Raw genomic sequence first — 18,745 nt, forward strand, 5'->3', positions numbered from 1 at the left:
GTGCGCCGAGGCGGCGGGGCCTCAGCCGGCATTCGCGTGCCCTCGAACCTTCGCCGGTCACAGCTCTTGCGGTGTTCAAGGAGGATGTCCATGTCGAGCGACAACAGGGAGACCATCCCTGCTGCCCGACCGGCTATCGGTGACGAAGAGATCGAGGCCGTGGTACGCGTACTGCGCAGCGGTCGCGTCGTGCAGGGCCCGGAGGTCGCGGCCTTCGAGGAGGGCTTCTCCGAGCTGGTCGCCGGACGCCACTGCGTGGCGGTCAACTCCGGGACCTCCGCGCTCCACCTGCTGCTGCTCGCCCTCGGTATCGGCCCGGGCGACGAGGTCATCGTCCCGTCGTTCTCCTTCGCCGCCTCGGCCAACGCCGTCCGGCTGACCGGCGCCGACGTGGTCTTCGCCGACATCGAGCCCGGCAGCTTCGGCCTGGACCCGGCCGCCGTCGAGGCCGCCGTCACGCCGCGCACGGCGGCGATCATGCCGGTGCACCTGTACGGTCACCCGGCCGCGATGGACAAGCTCATGCCCATCGCCGAGAAGCACAAGCTCGCCGTGGTCGAGGACGCCTGCCAGGCGCACGCCGCGTCCCTGAACGGCACTCCGGTCGGCGCCTTCGGCTCCGGCGGCACGTTCAGCTTCTACCCGACCAAGAACATGCACTCCCTGGAGGGAGGCATGATCACCACGGCCGACGCCGAGGTCGCGCGCATGCTCAGGCTGCTGCGCAACCAGGGCATGGAGCAGCGGTACGCCAACGAGATCGTCGGCGCCAACATGCGCATGACGGACGTGGCCGCCGCCGTCGGCCGCGTACAGCTGACCAAGCTGGCCGGCTGGACCGAGCAGCGCCGCGCCAACGCCGCCTACCTCGACGCCCACATCACCGCCCCGAACGTCACGACGCCGCCGGTGGCCGAGTGCGCCCGGCACGTCTACCACCAGTACACGATCCGGGTGCGGGGCGACCGCGATGCCGCGATGGCGAAGCTCACCGAGGCGGGCATCGGCAACGCCGTCTACTACCCGACCCCGATCCACCGGCTCAAGCCGTACTGGGAGCCGGACCAGAAGGCCGGCCGCACCTGGGACCTGCCGGAGACCGAGCGGGCCGCGGCCGAGGTCGTCTCGCTGCCCGTGCACCCGTCCCTCGCGGCGGACGACCTGGAGCGCATCGCCGCCGCCGTGAACGCGCTGGGGGAGAACCTGTGACCGCCGCGACACTGAGGGCCGGACTCGTCGGCCTGGGCTCCATGGGCCGCCACCACGCCCGTGTCCTCGCCGGACTCGAAGGCGTGGAGCTGGTCGGCGTCGTCGACCCGATGGGGGACAAGAACGGCTGGGCGCAGGGCGCCCCCGTGCTCTCCTCGGTCGACGAACTGATCGCGCTCGGCGTCGACTACGCGGTCGTGGCCTGCCCGACCGCCCTGCACGAGCCGGTCGGCCTCCAGCTCGCCGAGGCCGGGGTCTGCGCCCTGGTTGAGAAGCCGGTCGCCGACACCGTCGAGGGCGCCCGCCGCCTCGTCGAGGCGTTCGAGGCGCGCGGCCTGGTCGCCGGCGTCGGCCACATCGAACGCTGCAACCCGGCGCTCCGCTCGATGCGCGCCCGCCTGGAGGCCGGCGAGCTCGGCGACGTGTACCAGGTCGTCACCCGCCGCCAGGGCCCGTTCCCGCACCGCATCGCCGACGTCGGCGTGGTGAAGGACCTGGCCACCCACGACATCGACCTGACCGGCTGGGTGACCGGCCGCACCTACACGTCGATCGCCGCCCACACCGTCTCGAAGTCCGGCCGCCCGCACGAGGACATGGTCTCCGCCGTGGGCCGGCTCTCCGACGGCACCATGGTCAATCACCTGGTCAACTGGCTCAGCCCGCTCAAGGAACGTTTCACCTCCGTCACCGGCGAACGCGGCACCTTCATCGCCGACACCCTCACCGCGGACCTCACCTTCCACTCGAACGCGGCGGTGGCCACCGAATGGGAGGCCCTCCAGGCGTTCCGCGGGGTCTCCGAGGGCGACATGATCCGTTACGCCATACCGAAGCGTGAGCCGCTGCTCGTCGAGCACGAACTCTTCAGGGACGCCGTACGGGGCGTCTCCAAGGACATCTGCACGCTGCGGGAAGGGCTTCGAACGGTGGAAGTGGCCGCTGCCGTGCTGGAATCGGCCCGCAGCGGAAACACCGTCACGATCTCCGGGGAAGAACTCGTATCACATGGATCTTGAGAACACCGCGGCACCGCGGTCCGGCACTCGCGGCCGGATCGTCATGCTCGTCGACAACGGGGTGAACGGCGACTCCCGTGTGCAGAAGGAAGCACGCTCCGCGGCCGACGCGGGCTGGGACGTGATCCTTCTCGGCAAGTCGCCCGGCAAGTCGGAGCAGCACTGGCAGATCGGCGAGGCGAACGTCCGGCTGCTGAAGGTGCCCGGACCCATGCAGCGGCGCAGGCACGAGTACCGGAGCCCCAAGCTGCGCTCGCCGCTCGCCTACCGCCCCGGACCGCTCGCCGCCTATCGCAAGCAGAGGATGAAGGCGTGGCGGGCCGACCTCAATATCCGCCTCATCGAGGCGACCGAGAGGCGTGCGCCGTTGGCGAAGCTCTGGCTGCTGCCGCAGAGGGTCTTCGCGAAGGCGGCCAGCCGTTGGGTCGGGCTGCGTGTCCGGCGCACCAACGCGCTGGAAGCCCGGCGCAAGCGGATGGACTCCCCGCTGGACCGCTTCACCACGGCGTTCTGGCTGCGCGTGATGGGCCGACGCGCCTGGCGGAGGCTGGACCCCTACCTGCTCGACCTCGACCTGGCCTTCGGCAAGGTGATCGACGAGCTCAAGCCCGACCTGATCCACGCCAACGACTTCCGCATGCTGGGGATAGGCGCGCGGGCCGTGCTGCGTGCCCGCGCGGCGAAGCGGGACGTCAAGCTGGTCTGGGACGCACACGAGTTCCTGCCCGGCATCAAGCCGTGGGACCCGCACCCGCGTTGGCACGTCGCGCAGTGCCTGCACGAGCTCGCCTATTCCAAGCACGCCGACGCGGTGACGACGGTCTCGGCGACCCTCGCGGACATGCTGGCCGAGCGGCACGGACTGGCGGAGAAGCCGGCGGTGGTGCTGAACGCCCCCGACGGGCAGGTCTCGCCCGAGCAGGCCGCGGAGCCGGTGCCCGACCTGCGCGAGTTGTGCGGCATCGGCCCCGATGTGCCGCTGACCGTCTACAGCGGTGCGGCAGCCCCGCAGCGCGGGCTGGACATCATGGTCGAGTCGCTGCCGCAGCTTCCGGACGTGCACGTCGCGTTCATCGTGCTGCGCCCGGCTTCGCCGTACATGACCGGTCTGGCGCAGCGTGCCGAGGAGCTCGGCGTGGGCGACCGCGTGCACATCCTCCCGTACGTTCCGCACTACCAGGTCGTGCGCTTCCTTTCGGCGGCGGACCTCGGTGTCATCCCGATCCACCACTGGCCGAATCACGAGATCGCGCTCATCACCAAGTTCTTCGAGTACTCGCACGCGCGGCTGCCGTTCGTGGTGAGCGACGTGAAGACGATGGGCGCGATGGTCGCGCAGACCGGACAGGGCGAGGTGTTCAAGGCCGAGGACGTGACGGACTACGTCCGCGCGGTGAAGGCGGTCCTGGCGGACCCGAAGAAGTACCGCGACGTCTACGACAAGCCCGGAATGCTCGACGAGTGGACCTGGGAGGCCCAGGCGGCGGTGCTCGACGAGGTGTACACGGGGCTTCTCCCGGGCAGCAGGCGCCCATCCGTCGAGAAAGCGGCCGAGGTGACCGTGTGACCGACAGATCCGATGTTCCCGACGTCACGGTCGTCGTGGCCGTGTACAACACGATGCCTGCCCTGACCGAGTGTCTGGAGTCTCTCGTCCGGCAGAGCATCGGACTCGGCCGGATCGAGATCGTCGCCGTGGACGACGGGTCCACCGATGACAGCGGAAAGGAACTCGACCGCTTCGCCGAGCGGTTCCCCGGAACCTTCAAGGTGATCCACCAGGAGAACTCCGGGGGGCCGGCCCGGCCCAACAACGTCGCGCTCGCCAACGCGACGGGGCGCTACGTCTTCTTCGTGGGTTCGGACGACTACCTCGGCCCCGAGGCGCTGGAGCGCATGGTCGCCATGGCCGACGCGAACGACTCGGACGTTGTGCTCGGCAAGATGGTGGCCGTCGGCGACCGGTCCGTGCCGCGGGCGATCTTCCGTTCCACCGAGGCGAACGTACCGCTGATCGGTTCCGGGGCGCTCTACGCGATCTCCAACACCAAGATGTACAAGCGCTCCCTCATCGAGGAGCACGGCATCCGGTACGCGGAGGACCTGCCGGTCAGCTGCGACATGCCGTTCACGCTGGAGATGTACGTCCGGTCCAGGACCGTCTCGGTGGTCGCGGACTACGACTGCTACTACGCGGTCCGGCGTGACGACGACAGCAACATCACCTACCGGGCGCGCTTCGAGAACCGTCTGAAGGTCTGCGCGTACGCGCTCGACAAGCTCCGTGATCTGGCGGGCCCCGGTGATCTCTACGACGCCTTCGCCATACGGCTCCTCAAGGTCGATTTGGCCTGGATCTTCGGCACGAACTTCCTGGCCATGACGGCGGAGCGCCGCGCCGAGTGCGTACGTGCCACCGGGCGGTTCATGGAGGAGTACTACGGGACCTCCTTCGATTCCGTGGAACACCGGCTCACCGTCCCCGAACGGCTCCGGTTCCGCTGGGTGTTCGAGGGCCGGGTGGACGAGCTGGCCGAGCTGATCCGCCTGGACACCTCGGGAACGATGCCGCCGACCGTGCTGGAAGGCGATCAGGCGTATGCCCGCTATCCCGGTTTCCGTGACAGCCGGTACTCCCTGCCCGACAGCAGCTTCGAGCTGCGGGGCGCGATAACGGGGCGGCTCGGCTCCGGTACCGTGCTCGAGTCCGCCGGCTGGCACCAGGAGGGCGACGGCTTCGCGCTCGACGTGACCGTACGGGTTCCCGTGCTGGGCGAGACGGATTCGCTGCGGGTGAGGGCGGCTTCGGGCCCCATGCCCAAGTCCGCCGACGGCGCGGGCGCCCGCCGCCTGGACGAGGGCGAACGACTCCCCGACCCGGTGGGTGCGGCCACCCGTGCCCCGGCGCCGGACGGGGACGGCACCCTGATCACTTCCAGGATCCCGCTCCACCGGGTCCGGACCGAGCTGGGCCTTCGGGTCTCGGTCGACGTGGCGGGCCGGACGTACGAGATCCCGGTACGCGGCAAGGGCCGCCCGATGCCGCTCGCCCGGCTCTGGGCGGGCGACGTCCCCTACCGGGTCTCGGCCCGGGTGAATACGAAGGGGCGCATGGTGGTCAGGACCGGCCCGCTTCGTCCGCCCAAGAAATCGCTGGGATCGCGACTGCGATCGTTGTTGACCGGTGCCAAGCGCTCCAAGAGGAAGTGACCATGAACATCTGTGTAGTCGCCCTGGGCAAGATCGGCCTGCCGCTCGCCGTGCAGTTCGCGGCCAAGGGCCACCGGGTGATCGGCGCCGACGTCAACGAGAAGGTCGTGGAGCTGGTCAACGCCGGTGTCGAGCCGTTCCCGGGCGAGCACGACCTGGACGTCAAGCTCAAGGAGACCGTCGACGCGGGGTTGCTGACCGCCACCACGGACACGGCCGCCGCCGTGGCCGAGTCCGAGGCCGTCGTGGTCGTCGTCCCCCTCTTCGTGGACGCCGAGGGCACCCCCGACTTCGGCTGGATGGACTCCGCGACCCGGGCGATCGCCGCCGGGCTCAAGCCGGGCACCCTCGTCAGCTACGAGACCACGCTGCCGGTCGGCACCACCCGCACCCGCTGGGCGCCGATGCTCGAAGAGGGCTCCGGCCTGAAGGCGGGCGAGGACTTCCACCTGGTGTTCTCCCCGGAGCGTGTGCTCACCGGCAGGGTCTTCGCGGACCTGCGCCGCTACCCCAAGCTGGTCGGCGGCATCGACGAGGCGTCGACCGCGCACGGGGTCTCGTTCTACGAGTCGGTCCTGGACTTCGACGAGCGCACGGACCTGCCGCGCCCCAACGGCGTCTGGGACCTGGGCACCTCCGAGGCGTCCGAGCTGGCCAAGCTCGCCGAGACCACCTACCGGGACGTCAACATCGGCCTGGCCAACCAGTTCGCCCGCTTCGCCGACCAGCAGAACATCGACGTCCTCAAGGTCATCGAGGCCTGCAACTCCCAGCCCTACAGCCACATCCACCGGCCGGGCATCGCCGTCGGCGGCCACTGCATCCCGATCTACCCGCGGATGTACCTGTGGAACGACCCCTCGGCGACCGTGGTGCGTTCGGCGCGCGAGGCCAACGCCGCCATGCCCGAGTACGCGGTCGACCTGCTCGCCGCCGCCTACGGCGACCTGGACGGGGTCGGCGTGCTGGTGCTGGGCGCGGCCTACCGCGGCGGCGTGAAGGAGACGGCCTTCTCCGGCGTCTTCCCGACCGTCGAGGCCCTGAAGGCACGCGGCGCGGTGCCGTTCGTCTCGGACCCGATGTACACGGCCGAGGAGCTGGCCGCGCACGGTCTGGTCCCGCACGAGGGCCAGACCGTCACCGCCGCGATCCTCCAGGCCGACCACGCCGAGTACCGCGAGCTGTCCGCCGCCGACCTCCCGGACGTCCGCGTCCTGGTCGACGGCCGCCGCACCACGGACCCGGCCCGCTGGGAGGGCGTCCGCCGCGTCGTCATCGGCGGCTGATCACGCCACGCACGTGCGAGGGGCCCCGGCCGATGCGGTCGGGGCCCCTCGCACGTTCCCCGCCGAGCGCCTACGACGCGGTCGGTCAGGGTCCTTCGGTCAGAGTTCGACGAGCGTGGACTCGTCGGTCTCGCGGTAGCGCGCACCGGTCTGCGGGCACTCCCACACACCCTGCTCGTCCGCGCTCTCCACGAGCTTCACGCCGGCCCGCCCGACCCAGCCGATCCGGCGGGCCGGGACGCCGACGACGAGAGCGAAGTCGGGGACGTCCTTGGTGACCACGGCACCGGCCGCGACCATGGCCCAGCGGCCGATCCGGACCGGGGCGACGGCGACCGAACGGGCGCCCAGCGACGCCCCCTCGGCGATCTTGACCCCGACGGCCTCCCAGTCGCCGCCGCGCTTCTGCTTGCCGTCGGGGTCCACGGAGCGAGGGTTGTGGTCGTTGGTGAGGACCACCGAGGGGCCGATGAAGACACCGTCGGCCAGTTCGGCGGGCTCGTACACCAGCGCATAGTTCTGGATCTTGACGTTGTCGCCGATCCGGACGCCCGTACCGACGTAGGCGCCGCGTCCGACGACACAGCCCTCGCCGAGGCGAGCCTGTTCGCGGATCTGGGCGAGCTCCCAGACGCTGCTGCCGTCGCCGATTTCGGCGGTCTGGTCGACCTGGGCGGTGGGCTGGACTCTGTAACTCACTTCTGTGCCTTCCGGAGCGCGACTTCGCCCGGTGAGCATACGTCCTGGTCCCCGCCCAGCAGCAGCCGGTCGTAGTCGTCCCGGACGGTCGCCCAGTCCCAGACCGAGAGCGCGTGGCGGGACGCCTCGCGCCCGGCCGCGGCCCGGACCTCCTCGGACGCGGTGACGGCCAGGATGCGTTCCACGGCCTGCTCCGGCGTGGTGACCACCCAGTCCTCGGGGAAGAGGGTGCGGGTGCTGTGCGGGCGTCCGGCCACGAACGGCCAGTCCCGGACCACCGGCACCGCACCGGACGCCGCCCCCTCCATCAGGCCGACGTGGCAGCCCTCGCGGACCGAACTGCTGAGGATCACCCCCACACCGGTGAGGACGCCGGGCACGTCGTCGCTCGGCCCGAGCCTGCGCACCGCGCCCGTCGGCTCCAGCTCGGCCAGATCCCGTTCCAGAGCCGTGTGGTAGGCGGCGGCCGCCGCACTGGGCGCGGGGTCGATGCCGCTGCCGACCATGAGCAGGCGGTACCGCTCGTCCGCGGCGCGCAGCAGCCTGATCACCTCCAGGGCCCAGCGCGGGTCCTTCGCGATCTGCCCGATGCCCACCAGGCCCACGGTGAACCGGGCGTCCTCGTCCTTGGGCAGGTCGAACCGCCGCAGGTCCAGCGCGTTGTGCAGGAAACGCAGGCGCGGTGCGTCGGGTTCGAGCAGCCGGGGAACGGCGGCGGTGGTCATCTCCCGCATGTGCTCCGCGATGAACACGACGTCGTCGATCCGGGAGAAGTCCATGATGTGCGGCCAGTAGGTGAACGACTCGTACTTGTGGAGACGCACGACCATCCGGGTGCTCCCCGGATCGACCAGCGTCATGAACGCGGCGGCGGTCGAGCACCATTCGACGAAGGCCGTGTCCGCCCAGTCCAGGTGCGGGCGAAGGGCCGCCTCGACCTGTGCGGCGTACGGGTCCTGGAGCCCGAGGGGTGCCTCGACCATCCGCCGCAGACCCTTGGCCAGCGGCGCCAGCTCCGGGTCGGTTGCCAGGTCGAGGGTGCGCAGTTCGACGCCGGGGTGGTTCGCGTAGTGGTCGGTGAGCAGTCCCAGGAAGTTGGCGTTGGCCCGGTTCACCACGAGCAGCCGCAACGGCCGGTCGGACGGGGGCGCGGCCGCGGGTACGCTCCGGCCGCGGGGCGCGGCCACCGCGCGCGCGACGGCACTGGCGCGCAGCCGGGCCGTGAAGCCGGCCGGGTCGTCCGAGAGGGGGGAGTGGAGCCGGTCGACGTGCGGGACCCGGTGGAACGCCAGCATCAGCGCCCGGACGAAGGCCGCCGTGGCTTCCTTCTCCCGGCCGGCCTTGAATTCGCTGTCCGCATGGGCCAGTTCGGCGCCGTAGGCCTGGACGAGGTGGCGCGGGACGAGTCCTCGGCCGAGTTGGGCCGCGGCCGCCTCCCCGAGCAGTTCGGCCTTGAGCCGCCGGTCCTGAACGCGGTGCGCGCAGACCCCGAGGACGCGTTCGGCGACGAACGGCCGGTCGGTGCGGGTCAGTCTGGAGATCGCCCGTCGGGCGGTCTTGGCCAGAAGTTCATCAGGGATCTGTGGTGTTGGCACGGGAAGGCTCCACTGTTGAGGCGGGAACTGGGACCGTACGGTCAAACGCGAGCGAGGGAAAGTTGCGAACTGCCTCCGTGACCAAGGGAATTCCGAGAGTCACCGGCACCCGCATGAGCACGCCCAACCGGTCGGCCTCCTGCACCAGGGGATGGGCCGCGACCTGGGCGGCACCGGTCAGCACGACCGCACAGGCCAGTGGGCCCAGTACACCGCCGCGCCGCAGCAGCACCCACAGCGAGAGTGCGGCGGCCGCCAGGAAGAGCGGCATCGCGATCTGCTCGGCGAGCCAGTGGGCCCAGTACGTCAGGTTGAGATCGACGAGCCGGGCCCAGGGGTCCGGAACGTCGGGGGAGCGGAAGTGACGGGTGAAGGTGTCCTGGAGGGTGACCTCCGACGAGGGGAGCGCGAGCAGTTTCATCGCGACCGCCACGGCGCCGGAGCATCCGGCCGACACCCCGGCGAGGAGCAGATCCGTCCGGGACCGGCGGAGCGCTCCAAGAACGCACATCGCGACCGCGATCGTGGCGGTGACGATCAGCGCCGTCGAGTAGCGCGTGACCGCGCAGAGGGCCATGGAGCCTGCGAACAGCGCGATCCCCGCGGCCCGTCGGTTCCGGGCCACGAGGACCCCTCCCCAGACAGCGCCGACGACACAGGCCGTGACGAGCCCCTCGCCGAGCGGCTGGAGACTCCACCGGCCGAGGGGGGTGACGAGGAAGGCGATCTGGCCGGTCACGGCCGCTGCTGCGGACAGCCCGGCCGTCCGCAGCAGCCCGCAGACGGCCAGGGAACCGCCCACCGCCAGCAGCAGCCCGAGCGTCCGCATGCCGTCGAGTACCCCGAGCGCCGAGACGAAGGGTGCCAGGAGCAGGGGATAACCGGGCCGGGACGAGAAGACGGACTGATAGCGGGGGTCCCCGGTGGTGATGTCGGGGGCGTCCCGCCACCGCTCCATACAGGTGGTCCGTGCTGCGGAGCGGGAGGCGCCGGGGTCCTTCTTCGAGGCCAGCGGATCGAGGACCTTGCTCCGCGCGGCCGCTTCCGCCCGGCTGGCGCAGAAGGCGGTGAGCGCGGTGCGGTGCGCATGGTCCCGGTCGGCGCCGATGTACTCCTCGGCCGCACGCGCATATCGATATGAATCGGAATAGAGGGTCCAGGAAGTCCCCGCGGTCAGTTGTAACAGCACATAAGACGACAGAGACGAGGAGGGCCGGCGGCCAGACACGGCCGGGCGGCGCGGAGCGGGGCATCGGTCCCCTCGGGCGGCTGCGAGCGGTGGGAACGGGCGAGTTGTGTGCGTGATGCGTGAGGTCCGGGCCGTTCGAGCCGGTGGTTTCTCCGGCGCGCGCACGTCCCGCGAGGAGCATGCCAGTGCGCCCGTTCGGCCGAACGGGCGGGTCCGCCCGCGCCCGGAGCAGGGCGGGTGGGTGCGGCCGTGATCGAGTGTTTCGTCCCGTTCGGGCGTGCGGTGGGGTGGGGCCGCCCGGCCCGGTTTGACCCCTTGCCCAGGCAACCGTAATCTTGACCCTCGGCGTGTTTCCATGCGCGCCCACCCCCTGAGCACATTCCTCCCGGTGGACCCGTCCGGCGGGAGAGGCCGCTCGTCCTTCCGGATCGTCGTGGGCTTCCGCCCGCGCGAGCGGCTGGCATCAGGGGATCCGTTCCGAGCGAGAGAGAGATCCGCGTGTACGCCATCGTGCGCAGCGGTGGCCGTCAGCACAAGGTTGCTGTCGGTGACATCGTTGAGGTTGACAAGATTTCCACTGCCAAGGTTGGCGACACGGTCGAGCTCTCGACCCTGCTCGTGGTCGACGGCGACGCCGTGACCAGCGACCCGTGGGTGCTGGCCGGGATCAAGGTCCAGGCCGAGGTCGTGGACCACCACAAGGGCGCGAAGATCGACATCCTTCGCTACAAGAACAAGACCGGCTACCGCCGTCGCCAGGGTCACCGTCAGCAGTACACGGCGATCAAGGTCACCGGCATCCCCACGGCTGCGAAGTAAGGGACTGAGGAGACATGGCACACAAGAAGGGCGCATCGTCCACCCGGAACGGTCGCGATTCCAACGCTCAGCGGCTCGGTGTGAAGCGCTTCGGCGGCCAGGCCGTCAACGCCGGTGAGATCCTGGTCCGCCAGCGCGGCACCCACTTCCACCCGGGCACGGGTGTCGGTCGCGGTGGCGACGACACGCTGTTCGCGCTGACCGCCGGTGCGGTCCAGTTCGGCACGCACCGTGGCCGCAAGGTCGTGAACATCGTTCCGATCGCCGCCTGATTCACGGCGCTCGTCGAGCGATTTCTGCGGAGGCGGACCTCACTTCCCCCACGGGAAGCGGGTCCGCCTTTCGCGTGTTTCTCCCATGAGAGACGGCCTTCTCCTGTGCGGGACGGCACGAGTGAGACATTTCTGTACGTATGTAACTGGAGGTTCCCACCATGACCACCTTCGTGGACCGCGTCGAGCTGTATGTCGCCGCGGGTAACGGAGGCCACGGCTGCGCCTCCGTACACCGTGAGAAATTCAAGCCGCTGGGCGGGCCGGACGGCGGCAACGGCGGGCGCGGCGGCGACGTGACCCTGGTCGTCGACCAGTCGATCACCACGCTCCTCGACTATCACCACCGCCCGCACCGCAAGGCCACCAACGGGCAGCCCGGCGAGGGCGGCCACCGTTCCGGCAAGGACGGGCAGGACCTGGTCCTGCCGGTGCCCGACGGCACGGTCGTGCTCGACAAGCACGGCAACGTACTGGCGGACCTCGTCGGCCAGGGCACCACGTTCGTGGCCGGTCAGGGCGGTCGCGGGGGTCTGGGCAACGCCGCGCTGGCCTCCGCCCGGCGCAAGGCCCCCGGCTTCGCGCTGCTCGGCGAGCCCGGCGAGGCCCGGGACATCGTCCTGGAACTCAAGACCGTCGCCGATGTCGCGCTGGTGGGCTACCCGAGCGCGGGCAAGTCCTCGCTCATCTCCGTCCTGTCGGCGGCCAAGCCGAAGATCGCCGACTACCCGTTCACGACGCTCGTGCCGAACCTCGGCGTGGTCACCGCGGGCAGCACCGTCTACACCATCGCCGACGTCCCCGGTCTGATCCCCGGCGCCAGCCAGGGTCGCGGCCTCGGCCTGGAGTTCCTGCGGCACGTGGAGCGCTGCTCGGTCCTCGTGCACGTCCTGGACACCGCGACGCTGGAGTCCGACCGTGACCCGGTCTCCGACCTCGACGTGATCGAGGAGGAGCTGAAGCAGTACGGCGGTCTGGACGACCGGCCCCGCATCGTCGTCCTCAACAAGATCGACATCCCGGACGGCAAGGACCTCGCGGACATGATCCGCCCGGACCTGGAGGCGCGCGGCTACCGCGTCTTCGAGGTGTCGGCCGTCGCCCGTACCGGGCTGAAGGAGCTCTCCTACGCGCTCGCGGGCGTCATCGAGGAGGCGCGTGCGGCCCGGCCCGTGGAGGCGGCGACCCGTATCGTCATCCGCCCGAAGGCCGTCGACGACGCCGGATTCACCGTCACCAAGGAGGAGGACGGCCTCTACCGGGTGCGCGGCGACAAGCCGGAGCGCTGGGTACGGCAGACCGACTTCAACAACGACGAGGCCGTGGGTTATCTGGCCGACCGGCTCAACCGCCTCGGTGTCGAGGACCAGTTGATGAAGGCCGGTGCCCGCGAGGGCGACGGTGTGGCCATCGGCGCCGAGGACGACGCGGTCGTCTTCGACTGGGAACCGACCATGGCGTCCGGCGCGGAGATGCTCGGCCGGCGCGGCGAGGACCACCGCTTCGAGGCACCCCGCCCGGCCGCGCAGCGCCGCCGCGACCGCGAGGCCGAACGCGACGAGGCGCAGCGGGAGTTCGACGACTTCGACCCGTTCTAGTGCTGCGACCGGAAAGGTTCACCGGCTCGCGACGTCCGGCACGGCACCTCGCCGCGTTGTCGCATCACCCGAGTACGTCCCGCACGAGGGCGATGCTCCGCCTTGCGATGCACCGCACCGGACGCCGCGAGCTTCCCGGCAAACCTTTCCGGCCACAGCACTAGACGATCCGGGGGGCGCCCGGCCCGGCCCCGAACGGTTCTTTCCGGGTCGGCCCGGTCCCGAACGGTCCTTCCGAGCCGTTCCGGTTCCGGAAGGGCCGACCCGGGCCGGGCTCCGTCCCGAACTCGGATCGGGCCGGCCCGGCCGCCCGGTCCCGGGCCGTTCCGTCAAGTGCCGAACGGGCCTGTTCCGTACGGCCGTCCGGTGGTCCGGTGAGTACTCCGCGTCAGCCGGATGACAAACGGAGCGCGCTCAAGGGTGATTCATGCCGCTCGACCGTGTGGCGTCGATCACCCGTCAAGGAAGCGTCAATCCCGGTGTTTGCCCTGATCGCAGGGCAACGCAAGGTTGCGGCGCGGCGTGCGGTGGCCTACGTCCACCTTGCGAGACGGTAACGGAGAGTGCAACCATCGCTGTATCTCCCAGCCCTCAAGGTAGGTCGTCCGTGTCTGCTCAGCACATAGCCAAAGCCCGAACCACAGCAGTCGTGCTCGCCGGAGGCACCGGCCAGCGCGTGGGTCTGTCGATCCCGAAGCAGCTGCTGAAGATCGCGGGCAAGGCGGTCATCGAGCACACGCTGTCCATTTTCGAACAGGCCGACTCCATCGACGACATCATCGTGCTGATGGCCCCCGGGTACGTGCCCGACGTGGAGAAGATCGTCGCCAAGGCCGGGCTCGGCAAGGTCGTCAAGGTGATCGAGGGCGGTTCCACCCGCAACGAGACCACCGAGTTGGCCATCGCGGCCCTCGGCGAGGGTCTGGCCGAGGGCGAGGACCGCAACGTCCTGTTCCACGACGCCGTGCGCCCGCTGCTCTCGCAACGGGTCATCAAGGACTGCGTCGACGCCCTGGAGCGCTACCAGGCGGTGGATGTCGCCATCCCGTCCGCGGACACGATCATCGTGACGCGTACCCACGGCGGCGACGGCGAGTTCATCACCGATGTGCCCGACCGTTCCCGGCTGCGTCGTGGCCAGACGCCGCAGGCGTTCAAGCTGTCCACGATCCGCAGGGCGTACGAGATCGCGGCGGGCGACCCGAACTTCCAGGCCACCGACGACTGTTCGGTGGTCCTGAAGTACCTCCCCGACGTGCCGATCTACGTGGTCGCGGGCGACGAGTACAACATGAAGGTCACCCAGCCGGTCGACGTCTTCATCGCGGACAAGCTCTTCCAGCTGGCCTCCACGGCCGTTCCGCAGCCGACGGACGACGCCGCCTACCGCGAGCTGCTGTCCGGCAAGACCCTGGTCGTCTTCGGCGGTTCGTACGGCATCGGCGCGGACATCGCGTCGCTCGCCGAGTCCTACGGCGCCACCGTCTACGCCCTGGGCCGCTCCACCACCGGCACGCATGTGGAGAACCCGGAGCACATCGACGACGCGCTCTCCAAGGCCTACGCCGACACCGGCCGCATCGACTACGTGGTCAACACCGCGGGCGTGCTCCGCATCGGCAAGCTGGCCGAGACGGACAACACGACCATCCAGGAAGCGCTGAACGTCAACTACCTGGCACCGGTCCAGATCGCCCGCGCCTCCCACAAGTACCTCGCCGAGACCAAGGGGCAGCTGCTCCTCTACACCTCCAGCAGCTACACGCGGGGCCGCGCGGAGTACAGCCTCTACTCGTCCACCAAGGCCGCCATGGTCAACCTGACCCAGGCCCTGGCGGACGAGTGGGCGAACGAGGGCGTGCGGGTGAACTGCGTGAACCCCGAGCGCACCGCCACGCCGATGCGCACCAAGGCGTTCGGCGAGGAGCCCGCGGGTACGCTGCTCTCCTCCGAGGCGGTCGCGAGGACCTCCCTCGACGTCCTGCTTTCCGAGATGACCGGCCATGTCATCGACGTACGGCAGCAGGACCCGACCCGCGGTGCCTCCGAGGCATCGGGCTTCGAGCAGGCGCTGGCCGCAGTGCTGGACCGACAGGCCGATGTGTAATACTGCTTGACAATCCACCATTCGGACCCCTGAAGTCGCCTGCGCGCGAATTCCAGGGGTCCGAATTCGTGAAGCTCCGGCTTCACAATTTCCTCGCAAGGCATCCAGTCGGCACCCTCGGGAGCGGTACTTCGTGATTTCGAAAGCCATGCGCTTGGCCAGGGTGGGCAGCGCTTCGGAGCTGGCCGCAGCTCTTCTCATGGCTCTGGGTTTCCCATGCATAATGCTCGCGGCCCTGCTCCCCGACCTCTGGTTCTTCGCCGGCGCCGCCGCGGTGACCTACCTGGCCGACCAGCACCTGCACCGGCGCGGCAGCTATCTGATCAACCGGCTGTCCGCCGTCCGCGCGGGGCTCTCGATCCGCTTCCTGGTCCGTCAGCTCCTGCTCATCCTGCTGCTCACCCGCATGGGGTACGGCGAGGCGACGCTCTTCTACACGACCGTCGCCTGCCTGCTGGCCTTCTACGCCCTCCAGGCACCGCAGAGCGCGATAGTGACGTTGATCAAGAACCGTCGCAGGCTCCCGGTCGTCACCCGCAACATCGACCTGGAGCGGGTGCGGATCCCCGACGCCCCCCGGCCGCTGCTGATGAACCGGGCCGCGGAGAAGATGCTCCATCTGGACGTCTTCGCGATGGTGGGCGTCCTGGTCGCGGTGGAGACCGATGTGCACGTCATCGCCTACGCGGGCCTGGCCGTGACCCTGGTGCTCGCGGCCTGCTACCTGGCGGCGCTGGTCCCGTACCTCCGGCCGAAGCGGATCGTGGGGCCCGACGCCAAGGTGCTCGGCGCGGTGGACACCTGGCTGCGTGAGTACCAGCCGACGGTGGTGCTCTACTTCTCCGGTTCCAAGGACTCGGCCTACCAGGCCAACATGTGGCTGGAGACCATGGCGCAGGTCGAGGGCCGCCCGCTGATCCTGCTGCGCGAGCGGGTCATCCTGCCCCAGCTGAACACGACGTCGGTGCCGGTGCTCTGCGTGCCCGGTGGCGTGCACCTGATGAACCTGGATCTCTCGTCGGTGCGGGTCGCGCTCTACGCGGCCAACGTCGGCAAGAACATCCATCTGCTCCGGGTGCCGACGATGAAGCACGTCTTCATCGGCCACGGCGACAGCGACAAGATCGCCAGCGTCAACCCGTACAGCAAGGCGTACGACGAGGTGTGGACCGCGGGCCGGGCCGGCCGCGACCGCTACGCACTGGCGGACGTCGGGGTGCGCGACGAGGACATCGTCGAGGTGGGCCGCCCGCAGCTGGCCCCCATCCGGCCGTGGTCCGGCGCGCCGAAGAACCCGATCCCGACCGTGCTGTACGCCCCCACGTGGGAGGGCTGGGACGACAACCCGGGCAACACCTCGCTGCTGCTGGCCGGCGAGAACATCGTCCGGCGCCTGCTGAACGCCGAGAAGCCGGTCCGCCTGCTCTACAAGCCGCACCCCTTCACGGGCACCCGCAGCGCCAAGGCCAAGGCCGCGCACCAGCGGATCACCGCGATGATCGAGAAGGCCGCCGCCGAGCGGGCCACCGACCCCCGTTGGGCGGAAGAGGCCACGGCGCTCCGGTCGGTGCAGGCCGAGGCGCGGGCCGAACTGACCCGTATCGAGGCGCGCCTCGACGTGCTGACGAGCGGCGGACAGACTTCCGGGGACGAGGCCGAGCTGTCCCGCGACTCGCTGGCCGACCCGGCGCGCGAGGCCGAGATCGCACGGCTCAGGGACGAGTGGAACGCGGCGTCCTGGCGCGCGCTCGGCTGGTGGGAGCACAAGGTCGTCACGGGCGCCCGGATGCGGCTGTACGACTGCTTCAACGAGTCGGACGCCATGGTCTCGGACATCTCCAGTGTGGTGTCGGACTTCATCGCCAGCGGGAAGCCGTACGCGGTCACCGACTCGGCCGCCCTGGGCGAGGACGAGTTCCGGCGGCAGAACACCGCGGTGCGTGCCGCGGTCATCCTGTCCAACGAGGCGACCGAGCTGGACGCCCTGCTCGCGGCGGTGTCGGACCCCGAGGCGGACACCCTGGCCACCGACCGGCGCGAGCTGAAGGAATATCTCCTCGGTCCGGACGAGCCCACCTCGATCGTGCAGTTCAACAGGGCCGTCGAGGCGCTCGCGGCCAAGTCGGCGGCCCGGAACACACGGGTGGCGAAGAACGTCGGCGAGCCCGTGAGTGGCTGAAAACGGCGTGTCTCGATAGCACACATCATCATGCCCGGCATAGCCCGAAAAGGGTTGTGCCGGGCTTTTGTGATGAGCACCACTCTTTGGGGGGAGAGTATGGGGCAACCAACGCATGATGTCGCCTGTCTTCTGTTGATGTGAACGACATGCCAATCCCTGACGTGACCGTGGTCGTCGGCGCCTATGAGGCCATGCCCTACCTCGTGCGCTGCCTCGAATCGGTGGAGGCGCAGACCATCGGCGCCCACCGGATCGAGATCGTGGCGGTCGACGACGGCTCGACCGACGGCACCGGTGAGTACCTGGAGGAGTTCGCGGCCCGGTCCGCGGTGCCGACCCGGGTGGTCAGGCAGGCGAATTCCGGCGGTCCCAGCGGGCCGCGCAACGTGGGCCTCGGGCTGGCCCGCGGCCGTTACGTCTTCTTCCTCGACGCCGACGACTATTTCGGCGAGGAGGCCCTGGAACGCATGGTCGCGATGGCCGACCGGGCGGGCACCGATGTGGTGCTGGGCAAGGTCGTCGGTGTGAACAGAGGTGCGCCGAAGTCGATGTGGACGGCCACCAGGGAACGTGTCGACGTCTACAACTCCAAGGTCATATACACGCTCAGTGCGCAAAAACTCTTCCGGCGTGCGCTGCTGGAGCGGCTCGGTCTGAGATTCGACGAGGGACTCAAGACGGGCGAGGACGCGCTTTTCACCATGGAGGCGTATCTGCGGGGCGCCGGGATTTCCGTCGTCTCCGATTACACCTGTTACTACCTCGTCGGCCGTGACGACGGAAAGCACGTCACCAAGAGCGGCACCTACGAATGGCGCTTCGATTCCATGCGCGCCATGATGCAGCTCATCCACCGCCTCGAACCCGCCGGGCCGAAGCGCGATTTCCTGATGGTCCGCCCCTTCACGGTCGGGATGCTGCAGCAGTTCGGCCCGGTCTTCCTCCGTGACTCGGAGGAGGTCCGGCGGCACAAACTGGAGCTCGCCGCCCCGCTCATGGACGCCTACTGGGACGCCGGGGTGGCGCGTCTGATCAAGGTCGCCGAGCGGCTGCGGCTCGCCGCCGTGGCGCGCGGCAGCTCCGACATCCTGGTGGACGTGCTGACCTTCGTGCGGGACAAGTCCGTTCCGGATGTGGTGCGTTCGCGTAAGGGGGACAAGCTGTTCCTGGCGTACCCGCACTTCCGGGACCGGTCGAGCGGGCTCTCCGACGCGGACTTCGAGGTCACCGTGCCGGACTGGCACGACGGCAAGCGCATCGAGCGGCCCGCGGCGGCGGCCCGCAGGGCGTCGCTGTCCCGGCGCCTCGCCCGACGCGTGCGGCGGGACGTACGGCGCTGGAAGTCGCGGATCGTCGCGCGCTGAGCGATGGCCGGTCCGGTCCGCATGTGCGTCCGCCCCGAATCCGGCGATGCGTCCGGCCCGGTCCCGGACGGCCATTCCGGCCCCGGCATATGACAGTTCCGGCCCCGGACATATGACCGATCCGATTCCGGGCGCGTGTTCCGCATTTCGTTCATGAAGTTGACGGGTTTTGTTCATGAAGTTGACGCACCGGGAA

Annotated in this window: 14 protein-coding genes; 11 read left to right on the forward strand and 3 right to left on the reverse strand. The window is 69.8% G+C overall.

From position 1 onward, the window contains the following. Window positions 1-90: 90 nt before the first annotated feature. The 5 genes from ACFYY6_RS20080 to ACFYY6_RS20100 are packed head-to-tail and all read left to right on the forward strand — an operon-like array spanning window position 91 to window position 6,724. On the forward strand, window positions 91-1,209 hold the full coding sequence (locus ACFYY6_RS20080) for a DegT/DnrJ/EryC1/StrS family aminotransferase (protein ID WP_351524333.1): 1,119 nt from the start codon (window positions 91-93) through the stop codon (window positions 1,207-1,209). After that, window positions 1,206-2,228 (forward strand): Gfo/Idh/MocA family oxidoreductase, encoded by a 1,023-nt coding sequence (locus ACFYY6_RS20085; RefSeq protein ID WP_351629687.1) that lies wholly within the window; start codon window positions 1,206-1,208, stop codon window positions 2,226-2,228. Before ACFYY6_RS20080 ends, ACFYY6_RS20085 begins: the two co-directional genes overlap by 4 nt. Next, a complete protein-coding gene (locus tag ACFYY6_RS20090) occupies window positions 2,218-3,795 on the forward strand; it encodes a glycosyltransferase family 4 protein (protein WP_388649950.1) in 1,578 nt (525 codons plus the stop codon). Before ACFYY6_RS20085 ends, ACFYY6_RS20090 begins: the two co-directional genes overlap by 11 nt. Beyond that, window positions 3,792-5,438: a glycosyltransferase family 2 protein gene (locus ACFYY6_RS20095; RefSeq protein ID WP_386609676.1), complete on the forward strand. Its 1,647-nt coding sequence runs from the start codon at window positions 3,792-3,794 to the stop codon at window positions 5,436-5,438. Before ACFYY6_RS20090 ends, ACFYY6_RS20095 begins: the two co-directional genes overlap by 4 nt. Window positions 5,439-5,440: 2 nt before the next feature. Further along, window positions 5,441-6,724, forward strand: coding sequence for a nucleotide sugar dehydrogenase (locus ACFYY6_RS20100; protein WP_351524338.1), 1,284 nt, complete (start codon window positions 5,441-5,443; stop codon window positions 6,722-6,724). A gap of 99 nt (window positions 6,725-6,823) precedes the next feature. On the opposite strand, the gene ACFYY6_RS20105 is transcribed toward ACFYY6_RS20100, so the two are convergent. The 3 genes from ACFYY6_RS20105 to ACFYY6_RS20115 are packed head-to-tail and all read right to left on the reverse strand — an operon-like array spanning window position 6,824 to window position 10,207. Further along, a complete protein-coding gene (locus ACFYY6_RS20105; protein WP_351524339.1) occupies window positions 6,824-7,423 on the reverse strand; it encodes an acyltransferase in 600 nt (199 codons plus the stop codon). Beyond that, window positions 7,420-9,018 (reverse strand): hypothetical protein, encoded by a 1,599-nt coding sequence (locus ACFYY6_RS20110; RefSeq protein WP_351629716.1) that lies wholly within the window; start codon window positions 9,016-9,018, stop codon window positions 7,420-7,422. The genes ACFYY6_RS20105 and ACFYY6_RS20110 overlap by 4 nt, the downstream gene beginning before the upstream one ends. Then, window positions 8,996-10,207 carry a hypothetical protein gene (locus ACFYY6_RS20115; protein WP_389194437.1) on the reverse strand — a complete coding sequence of 404 codons (1,212 nt, stop codon included), beginning with the start codon at window positions 10,205-10,207 and terminating at the stop codon, window positions 8,996-8,998. Before ACFYY6_RS20115 ends, ACFYY6_RS20110 begins: the two co-directional genes overlap by 23 nt. A gap of 498 nt (window positions 10,208-10,705) precedes the next feature. Between ACFYY6_RS20115 and rplU the strand changes: the two genes are divergently transcribed. The 6 genes from rplU to ACFYY6_RS20145 all read left to right on the forward strand — a co-directional run bounded on the left by rplU (window position 10,706) and on the right by ACFYY6_RS20145 (window position 18,549). Next, window positions 10,706-11,026, forward strand: coding sequence for a 50S ribosomal protein L21 (gene rplU / locus ACFYY6_RS20120; RefSeq protein ID WP_045947825.1), 321 nt, complete (start codon window positions 10,706-10,708; stop codon window positions 11,024-11,026). 14 nt (window positions 11,027-11,040) lie between these two features. Then, a complete protein-coding gene (rpmA, locus tag ACFYY6_RS20125; protein ID WP_073782955.1) occupies window positions 11,041-11,298 on the forward strand; it encodes a 50S ribosomal protein L27 in 258 nt (85 codons plus the stop codon). A 161-nt stretch (window positions 11,299-11,459) separates the two neighbouring features. Next, complete coding sequence (obgE, locus tag ACFYY6_RS20130; RefSeq protein ID WP_351524342.1) at window positions 11,460-12,896, forward strand: GTPase ObgE; 1,437 nt, start codon at window positions 11,460-11,462, stop codon at window positions 12,894-12,896. Between the two features lie 607 nt (window positions 12,897-13,503). Beyond that, complete coding sequence (locus ACFYY6_RS20135; protein WP_199883163.1) at window positions 13,504-15,003, forward strand: bifunctional cytidylyltransferase/SDR family oxidoreductase; 1,500 nt, start codon at window positions 13,504-13,506, stop codon at window positions 15,001-15,003. A gap of 148 nt (window positions 15,004-15,151) precedes the next feature. Beyond that, window positions 15,152-17,182, forward strand: coding sequence for a hypothetical protein (locus ACFYY6_RS20140; protein ID WP_351519873.1), 2,031 nt, complete (start codon window positions 15,152-15,154; stop codon window positions 17,180-17,182). 149 nt (window positions 17,183-17,331) lie between these two features. Continuing rightward, on the forward strand, window positions 17,332-18,549 hold the full coding sequence (locus ACFYY6_RS20145) for a glycosyltransferase family 2 protein (RefSeq protein WP_351519821.1): 1,218 nt from the start codon (window positions 17,332-17,334) through the stop codon (window positions 18,547-18,549). The last annotated feature ends 196 nt before the right edge of the window (window positions 18,550-18,745 follow it).

It is taken from the genome of Streptomyces sp. NPDC001750 (genome assembly GCF_042892615.1).
GTDB lineage: Bacteria > Actinomycetota > Actinomycetes > Streptomycetales > Streptomycetaceae > Streptomyces.

Coding starts and splice junctions, on each gene's coding strand:
- ACFYY6_RS20100 (WP_351524338.1), top strand. CDS start 5,441: ATGAACATCTGTGTAGTCGCCCTGGGCAAGATCGGCCTGCCGCTCGCC.
- ACFYY6_RS20080 (WP_351524333.1), top strand. CDS start 91: ATGTCGAGCGACAACAGGGAGACCATCCCTGCTGCCCGACCGGCTATC.
- rpmA (WP_073782955.1), top strand. CDS start 11,041: ATGGCACACAAGAAGGGCGCATCGTCCACCCGGAACGGTCGCGATTCC.
- ACFYY6_RS20090 (WP_388649950.1), top strand. CDS start 2,218: ATGGATCTTGAGAACACCGCGGCACCGCGGTCCGGCACTCGCGGCCGG.
- obgE (WP_351524342.1), top strand. CDS start 11,460: ATGACCACCTTCGTGGACCGCGTCGAGCTGTATGTCGCCGCGGGTAAC.
- ACFYY6_RS20145 (WP_351519821.1), top strand. CDS start 17,332: ATGCCAATCCCTGACGTGACCGTGGTCGTCGGCGCCTATGAGGCCATG.
- ACFYY6_RS20140 (WP_351519873.1), top strand. CDS start 15,152: ATGCGCTTGGCCAGGGTGGGCAGCGCTTCGGAGCTGGCCGCAGCTCTT.